At 42.4% G+C, this 14,453-nt stretch carries 10 protein-coding genes; 7 read left to right on the plus strand and 3 right to left on the minus strand.

Annotated elements, in window-relative coordinates:
- Nucleotides 1-84 precede the first annotated feature (84 nt).
- Nucleotides 85-1,083 carry a metallophosphoesterase gene (locus AAW31_RS13095; RefSeq protein ID WP_052752256.1) on the minus strand — a complete coding sequence of 333 codons (999 nt, stop codon included), beginning with the start codon at nucleotides 1,081-1,083 and terminating at the stop codon, nucleotides 85-87.
- A gap of 513 nt (nucleotides 1,084-1,596) precedes the next feature.
- Between AAW31_RS13095 and AAW31_RS13100 the strand changes: the two genes are divergently transcribed.
- Nucleotides 1,597-2,472, plus strand: a complete 876-nt coding sequence (locus tag AAW31_RS13100; protein ID WP_046850558.1) for an SDR family oxidoreductase — start codon at nucleotides 1,597-1,599, stop codon at nucleotides 2,470-2,472.
- Nucleotides 2,473-2,746: 274 nt separating this feature from the next.
- On the opposite strand, the gene AAW31_RS13105 is transcribed toward AAW31_RS13100, so the two are convergent.
- Nucleotides 2,747-3,142, minus strand: a complete 396-nt coding sequence (locus AAW31_RS13105; protein WP_046850559.1) for a PRC-barrel domain-containing protein — start codon at nucleotides 3,140-3,142, stop codon at nucleotides 2,747-2,749.
- Between the two features lie 638 nt (nucleotides 3,143-3,780).
- Between AAW31_RS13105 and AAW31_RS13110 the strand changes: the two genes are divergently transcribed.
- The 4 genes from AAW31_RS13110 to AAW31_RS13125 all read left to right on the plus strand — a co-directional run bounded on the left by AAW31_RS13110 (nucleotide 3,781) and on the right by AAW31_RS13125 (nucleotide 8,620).
- Entirely contained in the window at nucleotides 3,781-5,733 is a 1,953-nt protein-coding gene (locus AAW31_RS13110; RefSeq protein ID WP_046850560.1) for an AsmA family protein, read from the plus strand.
- Nucleotides 5,734-5,769: 36 nt separating this feature from the next.
- Entirely contained in the window at nucleotides 5,770-6,108 is a 339-nt protein-coding gene (locus AAW31_RS19120) for a BON domain-containing protein (RefSeq protein ID WP_052752257.1), read from the plus strand.
- A 107-nt stretch (nucleotides 6,109-6,215) separates the two neighbouring features.
- Entirely contained in the window at nucleotides 6,216-6,680 is a 465-nt protein-coding gene (locus AAW31_RS13120; RefSeq protein ID WP_046850561.1) for an MgtC/SapB family protein, read from the plus strand.
- Between the two features lie 233 nt (nucleotides 6,681-6,913).
- Complete coding sequence (locus AAW31_RS13125; RefSeq protein ID WP_046850562.1) at nucleotides 6,914-8,620, plus strand: HAD-IIB family hydrolase; 1,707 nt, start codon at nucleotides 6,914-6,916, stop codon at nucleotides 8,618-8,620.
- A 508-nt stretch (nucleotides 8,621-9,128) separates the two neighbouring features.
- On the opposite strand, the gene AAW31_RS13130 is transcribed toward AAW31_RS13125, so the two are convergent.
- The gene (locus tag AAW31_RS13130; protein WP_046850563.1) at nucleotides 9,129-9,590 is read right to left on the minus strand and encodes a ferritin-like domain-containing protein; all 462 of its coding nucleotides are present in this window, start codon (nucleotides 9,588-9,590) and stop codon (nucleotides 9,129-9,131) included.
- Between the two features lie 1,472 nt (nucleotides 9,591-11,062).
- Between AAW31_RS13130 and AAW31_RS19125 the strand changes: the two genes are divergently transcribed.
- Together AAW31_RS19125 and AAW31_RS13145 are read left to right on the plus strand one after the other, a co-directional pair.
- Complete coding sequence (locus AAW31_RS19125; RefSeq protein ID WP_082110458.1) at nucleotides 11,063-11,350, plus strand: transposase; 288 nt, start codon at nucleotides 11,063-11,065, stop codon at nucleotides 11,348-11,350.
- 1,683 nt (nucleotides 11,351-13,033) lie between these two features.
- Nucleotides 13,034-14,275, plus strand: a complete 1,242-nt coding sequence (locus AAW31_RS13145; RefSeq protein ID WP_046850565.1) for a tyrosine-type recombinase/integrase — start codon at nucleotides 13,034-13,036, stop codon at nucleotides 14,273-14,275.
- Nucleotides 14,276-14,453 lie beyond the last annotated feature (178 nt).

Consider the following 14,453-nt stretch of genomic DNA (forward strand, 5'->3'; position numbering starts at 1 on the left):
AGCTTCTGAAGTCTTGCTAATCACTGTTTTATTCTCTTCTTATTCATCTCTGCTAACTATAAATGAATAAAAAATATAAGCTGGTCAATTCTTCTCGACTATCTGCTTATGGACAGTAAAAACTTCTGGTGAATTGGGGTCAACCACTACTCGCACCCAGTGGATATCCCTGTTACCAAACGTTTCTACGCGGGTGACATTCTCTATGTGCTTCTTACCTGCTCCACTACTGAATAAAGGTTTGTCTAAGCGAAAGTGGTGCGAATCACCATGCGCAAGCATGACGGGTTTGCCAAATTCGACTGATTCTTGTTCTAAAAGGTTAAGAATTTCCTCAAAACCAAGCCGCTTGTCGTTACCTTTAGCTAATTCAAATCTTGGGTTCGCCTGAAAAAGTAAGAATACACCATGGGCATTACTTTCCCTGGCTTCGGTGAAAGTTTGTTTTATCCAAAAAAGGGCGGCATTGATACGGCGCTTGACTTCATCGTCATCAGCTTGAGTGCGCGCTGAAAAAGGCAGTAATCCATTATTACTGCCAACGATATGTAATGTGGCAAATATGACACGATTCTTCTTCCAGCGTATATTTTCCACGAATTCTGAAAAAGCTGCATCCCTCGACTGGGTCGTGACAGTCATTGTGCTCTGTCCCAGACTTACACCGGGCTGCGGATAAAAAAGTTTTCGTAAATAAGCGAGCCTTTCGAGAGGATGATATGAACCTGCAGTGAAACGATGGCAATCTGTCCATTCATTATCGCCCGGCGTCAAGATAAAAGGAAGCTGGAATTGCTGAAAGCGTTTCAGGCGATCGCGCAGCAGCTCATCTGAACAAGGAGATAAACCTGTTTTAATATCTCCTGCATGAAGCACCCACGCTAGCTTTTGATCAGCATTAATTTCCTTAATTAAACGATCAAATTTACGAAAATCCGCGTTAGCATAAGGCATATCGCCAATCAGCGCGAATTCGAATGGCTTAACGTCTTCGCTTTCAGTTCCGCTTGATTGTGCTGAAACAATAGCGGAAAAAAATACCAGAAGAAGTGCTGAAATAATACAAAATCTAAATTGAACCATTGTTTGTATTTTGTTGAACGAGGAACGTTTGTTTGAGTTGCTCAGAATGATATACCACAAGTAATGGATGTTTGGTAGAACTCTATAACTGGTACTTGCTGGCTATACAGATAGGTCTTATTCCATTTCTAAATCAAAACTGGCTTTGTCAGCTTCACCTTGCGTATTATTGATACTGCCTACCTTTCTCATCTTTTTTCAGCTTCCACTTCATAATTAAGAAAACCTTTGTTGCTGGCGGGCATTCACCTGGAAAAAGATATTTTAATCTTTTGTTTTCTTATATTACTGGATCAAAATTAAGTAATTTTCCAATTAATAATTAATATAATTGACAGTCCATTTGGCTTTCGGTACATTGGACTTAAGTAAAAAATCATCTGTTATTCTCTGGGCATTAGCTCAATCATTAAGTTGAACTTAGGTGCAATTCGCGCAGCAAACCTTTGATCGATGCATTGGCAGAACTTCAATCTCAACAGATAGTAAGGTTATCAATAAGGAGATATCACAATGAATCAACAAAATGACAAGCCGAAATCACCGTTACCTGAGCAATCTCAAGAAAAGCCCGGGTTAGATTCTAACATGACCCCGCAGCCGCGCTATAAAGCGCCATTTTATAAGGGTTCCGGCAAGCTTAAAGACAAAGTGGCCTTGATTACCGGTGGGGATTCTGGAATCGGACGAGCAGTAGCTGTGCTGTTCGCTCGTGAGGGAGCAGATGTAGCCATTGTCTATTTGCCTTCAGAGCAGTCGGATGCGGAAGAAACCAAAATTGCAGTAGAAGCAGAAGGCCGCCAGGCTCTCCTCCTTTCTGGGGATGTCACATCACGCAGCTTTTGCGAGCAGGCTGTAGAGCAAACTGTCACGCGCTTTGGAAAGTTAGACATTTTAGTCAACAATGCTGCCTATCAAGAAACACGGTACAGTTTAGCCGAGATCTCTGATGAGGATTGGGATACCACATTCAAAACGAATATCTATGCCTATTTCTATATGGCCCGGGCCGCGTTGGCGCATATGAAAAAAGGAGCGGTGATTATCAATTGTGGTTCGATCACGGGCCTGGAAGGAAGCAAAAATTTGATTGATTATGCTTCGACAAAAGGGGCTATCCATGCCTTCACCAAATCGCTCGCCCAAAATTTAGCCGAACAAGGCATCCGTGTTAATTGCGTTGCTCCTGGACCGATCTGGACACCATTGCAGCCCGTATCGAAACCCCCCGAAGCCGTGGCCCAGCATGGAGCTGATACGCCCATGAAACGTCCAGGACAACCCGAGGAAGTTGCACCTGCCTTTGTCTTTTTTGCTTCAGAAGCCGACTCCAGTTACATCAGCGGAGAAATTATGACAGTCTTAGGGGGTGAAACGCGGGCTGGCTAGATCAACTTTACCTAGAGTGTGCGCTACTCAAGGGCGCACTTCTTTGTAATACTTTAGTTTATTGCTTGCTCATGATTAGTAGCGTTGGCTCTTGCACCGCTAATTCTTGACAATTATCAATTGGATTTGCTGAATTGAATCATTAACGGTGCAAGCTCCATGAGGTCAGCAAGTAAACGAGATATTTAATAATCTGCTTGCTCGCCTTACTGCCGTATCTGCAGATGTGGTTAAACGATCGCAAACAGACCATCCAACTACGCAGATTATCTCCTTACTGCCTAATCCCATAGTAAGAATTAACTTTATTCACCCAGGACTCGTCTGCCATGTCGGGCCAGTCATTCTTATCGAATCCTGGTGCATCTTTAAGACGCTCTTTATCCACATTTAACACAAAACGCTTATTCTCAGTATCGAGCTTCAATGCTTTCCAAGGCACCGCAAAAAGCTTTTCTCCTATACCAAGAACGCCGCCAAAGGACAATACTGCATAACTTACAGTGCCATTGGTGGTATCTATCATGATTTCTTTAATATCACCCAGATCTTCACCCGCTTGATTGCAGACATCATCTCCAATCAATGTATCGGCACCCATCAGTCGAGGTCCAGGCCCCTCTTTTCTGTTTTTGTACATACCATAGGTATCGCGATCTTCATAACTCATGTTTATCTCCTATCAAAACGACTTTTGAAAAGGTTCTTGCGATCATCTTGCGATCGCTAAACCTAGCGAGTTAAACGTGCATGACTATCTCGGCACGCTGTATATAAAACAATACACATAGAACTGAACATGGTCTGTACGCTGGCACACTTATGCGCTAAGCATGTTAACGAGATATTAAACAATCTGCTCAGCATCCTCCTATTATTCCATTTCCAAATCAAAGCTGACTTTGTCGGCTTTACCTTGCCTTATTATTGATACTATCTGCGGCTCGCCTGCGCCTCATTGTTAATTTAGAAATGGAATTACTGCTGTATCTGCAAATAGGCCAGCGAAACACGCAGACCTTCTCCTTACTGCCTAATCCCATAATAAAAATTAATTTTATTCACCCAGAACTCGTCTGTCATGTGATGCTTGCTTTAGGACTATGTCTTACATACAGACCGGTTAAAGAGAAAAAGAATAATGTGCGCTTCCGAACAGACTGATTTTCTCCGGAATGAGAAGCTTATTAAAAGAATTGTTTGTCTTGCATATAAGAGCAGGAAAAGTCAGCTATACACTCCACTCACACCTCCACTAAATGGGTAGATATTAAGGTTCTCCGGAGTGAGTAATTAATGAGGATAAAAATGGCTATCATAAAATGGATTGGAATTGCCCTCCTTACGCTGGTTATTCTAGTTGTATTGTTGCTCGCGTTAATGAGTTCAAATTGGGTGCGGGATATAGCTGCGCAACAGATCAGTGAGCGAACAGGTCGAAAACTCACAATTAATGGTGATTTGAGCATCAATTGGTCCTTGACGCCCCACATAAGGGTTGAACAAATACAGTTTGAAAATGCAGCATGGAGCAAACAACCGAATATGCTAGAGCTTGCGGCTCTTGATCTCAGTATCGATCTGATTGAACTCATTCATGGCCGTGTAATACTCCCTGAAATTATCCTTACTAAACCCAATATTATTTTAGAAAAATCTCCCAATGGCGAACCTAACTGGGAATTACCAATCGAGAAAGAAGATACTAAGGATCGTGCAGAATTACCAATTATTGAGCGATTGCAGATTGAAGAAGGTCACCTCCGTTATCATGATTTATCCGCAAATACAGAGATAAGCGCAAATTTTGAGACGTCTAAAGGACAGGCTGACGGCGAACAAGCGACTCATTTACAAGCCAAAGGAAAGCTTAAGGGAAGCCCATTAGCCATAAATTTAACTGCGGGGCCATTAGTTGCGCTTCGCGAAGCAAAAGCACCTTACCCGTTGACCTTAGATTTTAAAACGGGGGACACCGCGATTAGAGTTAAGGGTACTGTGACAGAGCCTCTGCAATTTAAAGGCGTAGATTTGCAGTTTGCCATGAAAGGCCCTGATCCTGAGCAATTATCAGACATACTCGGGCTACCAATGCCCAGCCTACCGCCTTATCAGTTTAAAGGGCACTTGTCCTTTCATGAAAATACCTTGCAAGTTAAAAAATTAAATGGGCGCGTGGGAGATAGTGATTTTGCGGGAAATGTTAGCGTGAAGATAGGTGAGCAGCAACCTTTTATAAAGGCGAATCTGACCTCAAAAAAAATAGATTTAGATGATTTTGGGCCAATAATTGGCCTGGCTCCCGAGACTGGACCTGGAGAAACTGCCTCTGCAGAACAGAAAGAGCAAGCAAAAAAGCAAGCCGCCAGCCCCTATGTACTGCCTAAAAAGTCTATCAAATTTGATGACTTACAGAAGATAAATGCCGATATTACTTTGCAAAGCAAGCATGTTAAGTCAAAGTTGACATTGGATAACCTTTCTATGGGAGCAGCCATTAAGAATGGTCATTTAATTCTTAATCCTCTAAATTTTAAGATTGCCACTGGAAGTATACAGTCTTCTCTTGAGCTAGATACAAGAACCAAACCTGTCAAAAGCAAAATAGAAACTAAAATACATCACGTTCGTTTAAATGAAATTTTGCGCCGCCTTAATATTTCTGATGAAAGTGCAGGTTTAATCGGTGGCGAAGCTACCTTTTGGTTCAAAGGAAATTCTGTCGCAGAAATGCTAGCCTCGGCTGATGGCGGCTTATTAATGTTAATGACAGGCGGCCAGCTTGATGATTTGTTGGTAGAACTCGGTGGCCTTGACGTTGGGGAAGCTTTGGTATCTTTGTTCGATAAAGAGGATAATACCGAAATCAACTGTGCTTTTATTGATCTTCCCACCACTGGTGGAATCATGGAAATAGGTAATTTTGTTATAGATACTGAGGACACTGTATTTTTCAGCAAAGGGTCTATTGATTTCAAGAAGGAACAATTAGATCTGGTCATTGACCCTAACCCTAAAGACTTGAGTGTATTTTCAGCTCGTGCGCCTCTCTACATAAAAGGTAGTTTTAAAGAACCAGATTTTACTCCTGGTGCAAGAGCGATTGTACGGGGCGCATTCTCACTTGCGTTAATACCCACAGCGCCAATTGTAAGTCTATATGCACTACTTCAGGAAAAAGAAAAAGGCCAGAAAGATAATAATCAACAGAGTGACCGCTGTTCCCGTTTTATAGACACATTAAAAGAAGCTCAAAAATGAAAATTATATTTATTTTCATAAAATATGGAGAAATAAATGAGCCATATAGCACTCCCTATCATAAGAGTAATTAGTTACCTACTCATTCTATGTGCATTGAGTGGCTGCGCTGGTTTATTTTCCCGTGAGCCATTTACCCATGAGCCTTTAATTAAAAAAGAAGATCAAGAAGATCTAACTTTAGCCATGCAAGTAAAAGCAAAACTGATTGAAACGAAGGAACTTAGTGCCGCCGCTATACATGTGGAAGCATCTAATGAAGTGGTGATATTAAGTGGCTTTGTTGAAACAGAATCTCAACGTAAATTAGCCGGTTCTATTGCGGAAAAAGTACCTAATGTGAAGCAAGTAGACAACAAGATTAAAGTCAAATAAGCAAAGCGATTAAGGCGATAGATGGAAGTGGAACTAATTTATAGCTAGAGCGCGCAATTTTCGGCTGAAACTAGTCTGTTTATTCGTCAACAATAGATATAAAAAAAATGGATCTACTTGGTAACTGGCAATTCCAGCTCACCTTACTGGCAACCGTTGCGTTCGCAATGCTGCTCGGAGGTTGCATAGGGTTTGAGCGCGAAATTAGTCAACGCCCGGCCGGCATGCGCACCCATATGCTGATCGGAGGTGCTGCCGCGCTGCTGCTTGGTATTGGCGATCTCCTGGCTGAGCACTTTAGCGAGGAAACCTATTCACAGCTGATCAGAGCCGATCCCATACGTATTATCGGATCTGTAGTCACAGCAGTGGCATTTATCGGTGCGGGCACCATCATCCAGCACGCGCGACATAATTCAGTCCTAGGACTTACAACGGCGGCTTCACTGTTACTGACGGCATCCATCGGCATTGCAGTAGGTCTGCGCCAATACATCCTTGCGATCGGTGTGACTTTCCTGGCGTTAGTGGTTCTGCACTGGCTGCCTAAGCCCAAGGATACAGATTCCTGACCATACGCAGCTACGATTGGTATTAATTTTGTTTTGGATTCATTCAGACTTGGCAATATTTTTAATCAGTATTAGGAAGTCATGCAAAATCTGGTTTCGGGGATGAACATGTAAGTTTCATACTATGGTGCCCCCTATTCCACACATGTGTTTGACAGAAAATTTAACTTCCAGTACATTTCTTATTATCAAAAGGCGTTTATTCTTCCTATATTGCATACAGGAGATGGCCGATGCGTTATTATGCGCTTGCTTGCGATTACGACGGCACTATTGCATTGAATGGGAAAGTGGACGAGCAGACCATGGCAGCGTTGGAGCATACGCGAAACTCTGGCCGCTCGCTTATTCTAGTCACCGGGCGCGAACTCGACGATCTGATGCGGGTTTTTCCTCGAATCGATCTGTTTACCCGCGTTGTCGCTGAAAACGGTGCGCTATTATACCGTCCTGAATCGCGTGAAGCAATTGCACTTGCCCCGCCGCCGCCCCCAGAATTAATTGCGGAACTACAAGCTCGCAAGGTGGCGCCGCTTTCCGTAGGTCAAGTGATCGTTGCAACATGGGAGCCACACGAGACAACAGTCTTGGAAACTATCCGCGATCTCGGTCTCGAGCTAGAGGTTATCTTCAACAAAGGAGCTGTAATGGTGTTGCCGACTGGCGTTAACAAGGCTAGTGGATTGCTTGCAGTGTTGGACGAGCTAGGACTGTCGCCTCACAATGTGGTGAGTATCGGCGATGCGGAGAATGACCATGCCTTTTTACGTATAAGCGAGTGTGCAGTCGCGGTCGACAATGCGTTGCCCAGCTTAAAAGCACGCGTTGATTGGGTAACTACACGTGATCATGGCGCCGGAGTGGAGGAGCTGATCAAGCGATTGCTTGCTGATGACCTGCGCAGCTTGGCCCCGAGCCAAGCACGCCATCAGATCGCTTTAGGCAAGCGTGACGATGAAGTGGTGAGCATTGATTCGTATACTACTACTATCTTGCTGGCTGGTCCCTCGGCTAGTGGGAAATCCACTTTTGCGACTAGTTTTATGGAACGCTTGCGAGAGCAAGCGTATCAATTCTGTATTGTCGATCCGGAAGGTGACTATCAACAATTGCAGGGGGCGATTTCACTAGGCGATAGCCGCCAACCGCCAGTTCTTGATGAAGTACTTAAATTATTGGAACAGCCTAGCCAGAATGTAGTTGTCAACCTGCTAGGTATTGTCTTGGAGGACCGCCCTGCTTATTTTGAAAAACTGCTATCGGCGCTTGTGTCCCTGCGTGCACGCACCGGACGCCCGCACTGGCTGGTAATCGATGAGGCCCACCATCTGCTACCAACGTCGTGGAGTCCAGTTAGGGTAACGTTGCCGCAAGCACTGCATGGTCTTATGATGATTACAGTACACCCTGACCATGTCTCAGGCGCGGCTTTGTCTTTCGTTCAGTTGCTAATTGCTATTGGCCCCACGCCGAAAGAAACGCTGCGTTCTCTCGCCCGTGCCCTGGATCGTCCGGTACCGGCTGACCCACCCGGCCATCTTGAGGCCGGAGAGGCGGTAGCCTGGCGGTTGAACTTAGATGTGCCGCCGTTCGTATTCGAATCGATTCCGCCGCAGGGTGAGCGTAGACGCCACGTACGCAAGTATGCAGCAGGGGAATTGCCCCCGGAGCGGAGTTTCTACTTTCGAGGTCCAAAAGGCAAACTAAATTTGCGAGCTCAAAACTTGTCTCTCTTCTTGCAATCGGCCGAAGGTGTGGATGATGAGACCTGGATGTTCCATCTGCATCAAGGTGATTACTCGCGCTGGATACGCACTGCCATCAAGGATGACGAATTATCCCAAGAGATTGCGCAAATCGAGCGTCTTAATTTATCGCCTCAAGAAAGCCGCGCGCGTATTCGAGAGCGGATAGAACTGCGCTATACCGGGTCGGCTTAGCGATCCCTGTTTCATGAATTGGCGACCTTCACACTCATAGCTTTCAATTTTTTCCTGAAAGATACGCCTCTCTTCTTCATTAGCCTTTGGGTGACGCAGGCTTTTTTATAAGACACCCCTAGACTCCTTAAAGCATAATTGATACCCTGGGTCTGACTCCAGGCCGTCTGCGCACTCGTACTGATACATGTCTAGATAATTCTTGACGTGCTGCGTCAAGGTCTCGATGTCAATTTTGGTGGAAGGCTTATCCGGGTTATCCTGGGATTGGGTATTTTGATCCAGCGCGCCATACTGCAACACCTATGCGAAAACACTGCGCCACTTACACGATGATAAGGTTCACCTTCTCTCGCACGGGTAATCCCTTACGGCAAAATGATATCGGATAGGTTATCCGTAAATCATAGTCAATTTATAATAGAGGCATTAATATAATGACATTTAGATTTTGTTATAAAGATTATAGCTAAGAAAATGATTAAATAAAGAATCGAATCTATAAGGCTCAAGCAAGATTGGGATTATTTCTGGCTTCGTCTCTCAGTTGGCGCACACGCTCGTGATTTCTTTTCACTCCTTCGTATAGTCGCTCTAGAAGTGCACGAAGATTATCGGGCATTTCTTGTCTCAGCGCATTTTCGTAAGCCATAACTGCTGTAGCTTCGCCCATTTCGCATTCTTCCAATACCGCGAGGTTATCTTTTTTAGTAAGTGCCGTCTTAAGATTAATCCAAGTACGATGCAGGCCTCCTGCAGTCGTTCCACTCGTATCTGGATTTCCGCCATAGTGCATGACTTCGACACTTAAAATTCTCACAGCTTCTTCACAACTATGCGCACAGTCATTGAAATAAGCTTTCAAGGCTGGGTCACTTGCATTGTCTGCGCATGTTTTATAACCTTCTGTACCATCGCACGAAATCTCGACAAGTCCATTTAGTAACGTTGCAATTTCTATATTATTCATCTAATCCCCCACAAATAAAGGCTTACATAAAAAATAAAAAAAGCCTAGAGTTGGTTATAAGATTCAGGCCCATTTTAAGGAGTATTGTTTATATTCCACTACGCTGATTTAGCTATGCTTTTTATATAAGAAATAAATAATGTGGGCATTTTTTAATTTAATGTAGGAATCATTCTAAATAATGCCCGTACGAAAACTCTATTTTATTCACCTGCAAGCTGCCTAAATTTTATCAGTCTGGTAAAAGCGCACTCAAAATCATGTATCTAAAAAAGCTATAGATTGTATTTTTTATATTGACATCCTGAAGTAATCCACATTGCTTTCTAAAAAGCGTCTTGAATCAATTAAAACTGCAGAAATAAACAATAAAACAATAAATGATTGATAACAAATAATATTAATATGTGTTTAAATTTTAATCGATCTAGAAAAGGTTATTACAGATAACCATCTTAGCAACAGTATTTACAAGTTACCCACCAAGTTATCCACAGAAATTGTGGACAAGTAATAATTTGATGCAAATCAATTTGCAGAACTATATAAATTACAAATACTTATGTAGCAAGCTAGCTATCTTTATGTTAATGGATACAGATAATAGAAAACAAAAAGCAAAATCTATATTAATAATTGATATCGCGGCCGTTTTAAGGTTCCCTAATTGGTAGAAATTAGGTGCTTTTTTAAGTGGTTATTAATTAATTGAGAGTTTATGATCTATTCAGCTATTAAACTGAAATCTTGTCTTTGCTGATCTTGTGCATTTTTCGATGCATGGCAGCCTCTTCCAAATTTTCTTTGAGAGAGTTTTCTAGATGCCTGATATTAGCCCAAGTATGGAGGGAAATTTTGCCCTTTTCTTACATAATAATTGTATCTTTCATATTCCCCGAACTGTTCTTTTTTTTGGTGCCTTTAATACGGCATGCTTTCTGATGCAAAAAAAGAATGGTTGGATCGTATCATAGAAATGCAAATAAACCGGCTATGATTACACTAGTATCACAACACATAAACAAAAAAACATTGTTATACTGATGAGGCACGTCCACCCTGCCACGAGGAGTTGATCATACGTCAGACCGAATTGTATCTCACCGACGAGGATCGCCAACTGATGAATCGTACCGTACGAAGGGATTGCTCTCAGCGCGAGAGGTTAAGAGCCCATATTCTTGCTGCGCTGGATCGTAGCATTCCCGAAAAAACAAGCGGCTGAATAAGATCAGCGCGCAATGGCAGCAAGCGGCAGAGAAGCAGTATGTACTATCAAATGAAAAGGTATGTTGGTTTGACGAATTTCACTATGCGCCAAAAGCTGAAAACGGACACGGCGCATCATTGTTAAAATCGAACATACTGACAAAGACAGTCATCCCTGTTATGTGGCTACCAATCTGATACGCAAACCGCAATTTCTCCTCTATGATAAGCTCTATTGCGCACGCGGTGAAATGTAAAATCGTATCAAGGAGCAACCACTGGATTTGTTTGCAGACTGTACCAGTTGCTATCGGTGGTGGTCAAATCAATTTCGTCTACTCCTGTCCTTCCTGGCCTACATCCTGCTGGAAACCATACGACGCCTTGTCCTGCAAGGCATAGAACTGGCTCAGGCCTATGTGAGCACATTGCGCCTTAAGCTGATTAAAATGGGTGCCGTTATGCTACGCAATACCCGCCGTATTCGCTTTTTACTTGCAAGCAGCTGTCCTTGTCAGAAACTATTCTTCCAACGCACACCGCCAGACTGACTTCTGGATAACTCATTTTCAGGATTATGCACCATCGTTTGCCGCATGAATAGCTATGGGGTGGATGGACTGCGCCTGTCAACAGAGAAAAACTTCTTTTCTGTCATCATTTCCACCAAAATGTGCAGAAAAGCACATTTCATCAAAGCAAATTCTGAATAGAAATCCGATTTATTCACTTAAAAAAGGAATCTCTGGCAAATTCACTCTTATTTTTGATGCTCGCGCAATATCCAGGCGAGAATGATTATTTTTTGGCAGGAATGTTTTTTATATAGGTCTTACTCTTTTTTATCCTAAAGTTTTAGAAATAAGAGCCGTTAAAAGTATTTCATGGCAGTGCTTGTCATGAAGTTCATATTATATGCTTCTCCCCACCGAATTTATTAGCTGGTTCGGTGGGGTTTTTTAGTTACGGCTAGTCCTCTTTGTATTTTTAAAGTTTTAGCTTTTACTGTGGATACTGACTGCCTACCCTTCCATAGTTAAACGTCTACAAGAAAGTAATTCAGGTTTAAAAAAGTTTACAAGAAATGGCTAAATCTGAATTAGCACATTCTTTAATTATTTTCCGAACAATGATTTCTCAATTGATTGCTCAGAGTATGCCTTGCAATTCTTTGGAAGCCACTATCTACTAACGAAGAAAAAACCTTAGCCCATCCAAAATAAAAGATTATAGAATGTAGTTAAACAAAATATTGATGAGGCTGGAAAGGCGTTAGGATTGCGCTAGAACATTTATTTTTTGGCGGAAATGTGTTTGCGTATACAGCATTATTTAGCATTATTTCAGGCAACGTTAACGGGTTATCAAAATCAATGTTGCAATTTGTTTCATATTTAAAATGCAGAAGGAAATACTGCTAGGCCTTTAACAATCTGGTGGGTTTGTTGTTTCATCCCTTTGCACAAGCAGACAATTTACAGCACCAATACACCGATGCTTTCTTGCCATCGTTAAGACAACAATGCTATGAATGAAAGACCGGTAGCACGTGACCTGTTCGAGAGTACCGATTGAATAAGTCATTACCATGACGCTCAACGTAACATGAATGTTTGGCTTTTTGCTGGCGATGGTAGTATTCATAATGCACTCTTTAATCCACGTCTAAAGTATCCGGTTCATCCTGCCAGCGTATCCGGTTGATGAATTCAGATACAAACTGGCTTTTCACGGTGCAATATAATTTAAGACTTGCGATCGTCTCGTTTTATCAGCCCATGACAACCCCATACCACGATTATCACTACTTGATGCCTTGGCGATCAGCTTACTAGTAAATGACAGCTTTATTCCATTGTCACGTTCGAGTACGATCTTTTCTGATGTGTTATTGGCAGAGGTGTATTTGCTGTGATGATTTCCATGCCGCATTCTCCATAATAAGAGTTAGAAAAATGCTTTTTGGAGTGAGCAGGATTTTCTAGGGCAAGAACAATGGGCAAAACTTAAAAGGCTTGTTAGATAATTCAGCCTTATTAATCAGTAAATTATTTTGCCTATACTGGCGGAGAGAGAGTCCTTCATACAAATGTCTTACAGTATCTTTCTAAATCCAGAAATCATTATGCTATATAGCATGTTGCAAGCTTTGTTGTCTATTAGAGTCTCATAGTGTATGCTCAAATCTTGGCAAATGGGTACGGTAGAAGGTACGGTAAGTATAAGGGTGGATCATGGCGAGGCGAATACAAAATTTGACAGCACGTAAATGCGAAACTATCAAGAAACCAGGCTATTATGCTGATGGACAGAATCTTTATTTGCAGGTAAGCAAAACATTAAGCAAGTCCTGGCTTTTCATTTATAAGTTTCAAGGAAAAAAACATGAAGTTGGCTTAGGTAGCTATCCTGATATTCCACTTGTACTGGCAAGAGAAGCTGCAGCAAGGTGGCGAAAGGTATTAATCGAAGGTGACAATCCAATTGAGATCAAGCGTACCCTGGAAGCTGAGAAACAGCGCAATAGAGTCGATAACCCAACGTTTGCTCAATGTGCGGATAAATTCATCGCAAGCCATCGAGCAGGTTGGAAAAATACAAAACACGCACAGCAATGGGAAAATACATTAAACCAATATGCCTTTCCATTTATCGGCAGTAGACAAGTTAAAGAGATCGACACCAGTTTGGTAATGTGTGTACTTGAACCGATATGGCTAAAGAAAAACGAAACGGCTTCACGTCTTCGCGGACGGATAGAAAATATTCTGGATTGGGCAAGTGTTCACAAATACCGCCAAGGAGACAATCCAGCACGTTGGCGCGGGCATCTCGACAAATTACTAAGCAGCCCAAATAAGGTACAGCGCACACAACACTTTAAGGCCCTGCCCTACCAAGAAATAAATGATTTGCTTTTGGCATTGAGATCAAACGGCAGCGTTTCAGCAATGGCCCTCGAATTTTTAATTCTTACTGCGGCTCGAACTGGTGAAGTTATCGGCGCACAGTGGAGTGAAATCGATCTCAATCAAAAAAATTGGATTATCCCGGCTGAACGCATGAAGATGAAGAAAGAGCATCGAGTGCCGTTAACAAGCCGAGCACTGGAAATTCTGGCTAATGTAAAACAGTTACAGGGAAATGATTATATTTTTCCAGGACGCACTAAAAGCGGTGGTCTAAGTAATGCAGCAATGGATAAGTTACTGCAGGTTACGCTCAATTACGATGTTACTGTCCACGGCTTCAGAAGTACATTTCGCGACTGGGCCAGCGAGATAACAAACTTTCCCCATGAATTGTGTGAAATGGCCTTAGCACACACCATCAAGAATCAAGCTGAGGCCGCCTATCGGCGTGGCGATATGTTGGAGAAACGGCGTGTCATGTTGGAAGCGTGGTTGACATATATTGAAACTAAACCAATACAGGGCAAAGTTATATCTCTGCGAAAAACTAACTTATATTCATAAAATATTAAAGACTTGGATCAAGTATGCAAAATTAGTCCTGATGGGCTCATCACAGCGGATAAATCTGGGCACCGTAGTTCGGTACCATCCTCCTGCAATCAATTTAATGAGTAATTCCTCATTTTAAATGCAAAGCTAGATCAACATCTATAAGAAAACTCACCTCTTTTAGGTTGCT

Origin of the sequence: Nitrosomonas communis, from assembly GCF_001007935.1 — a bacterium.
Classification (GTDB): Bacteria; Pseudomonadota; Gammaproteobacteria; order Burkholderiales; family Nitrosomonadaceae; genus Nitrosomonas; species Nitrosomonas communis.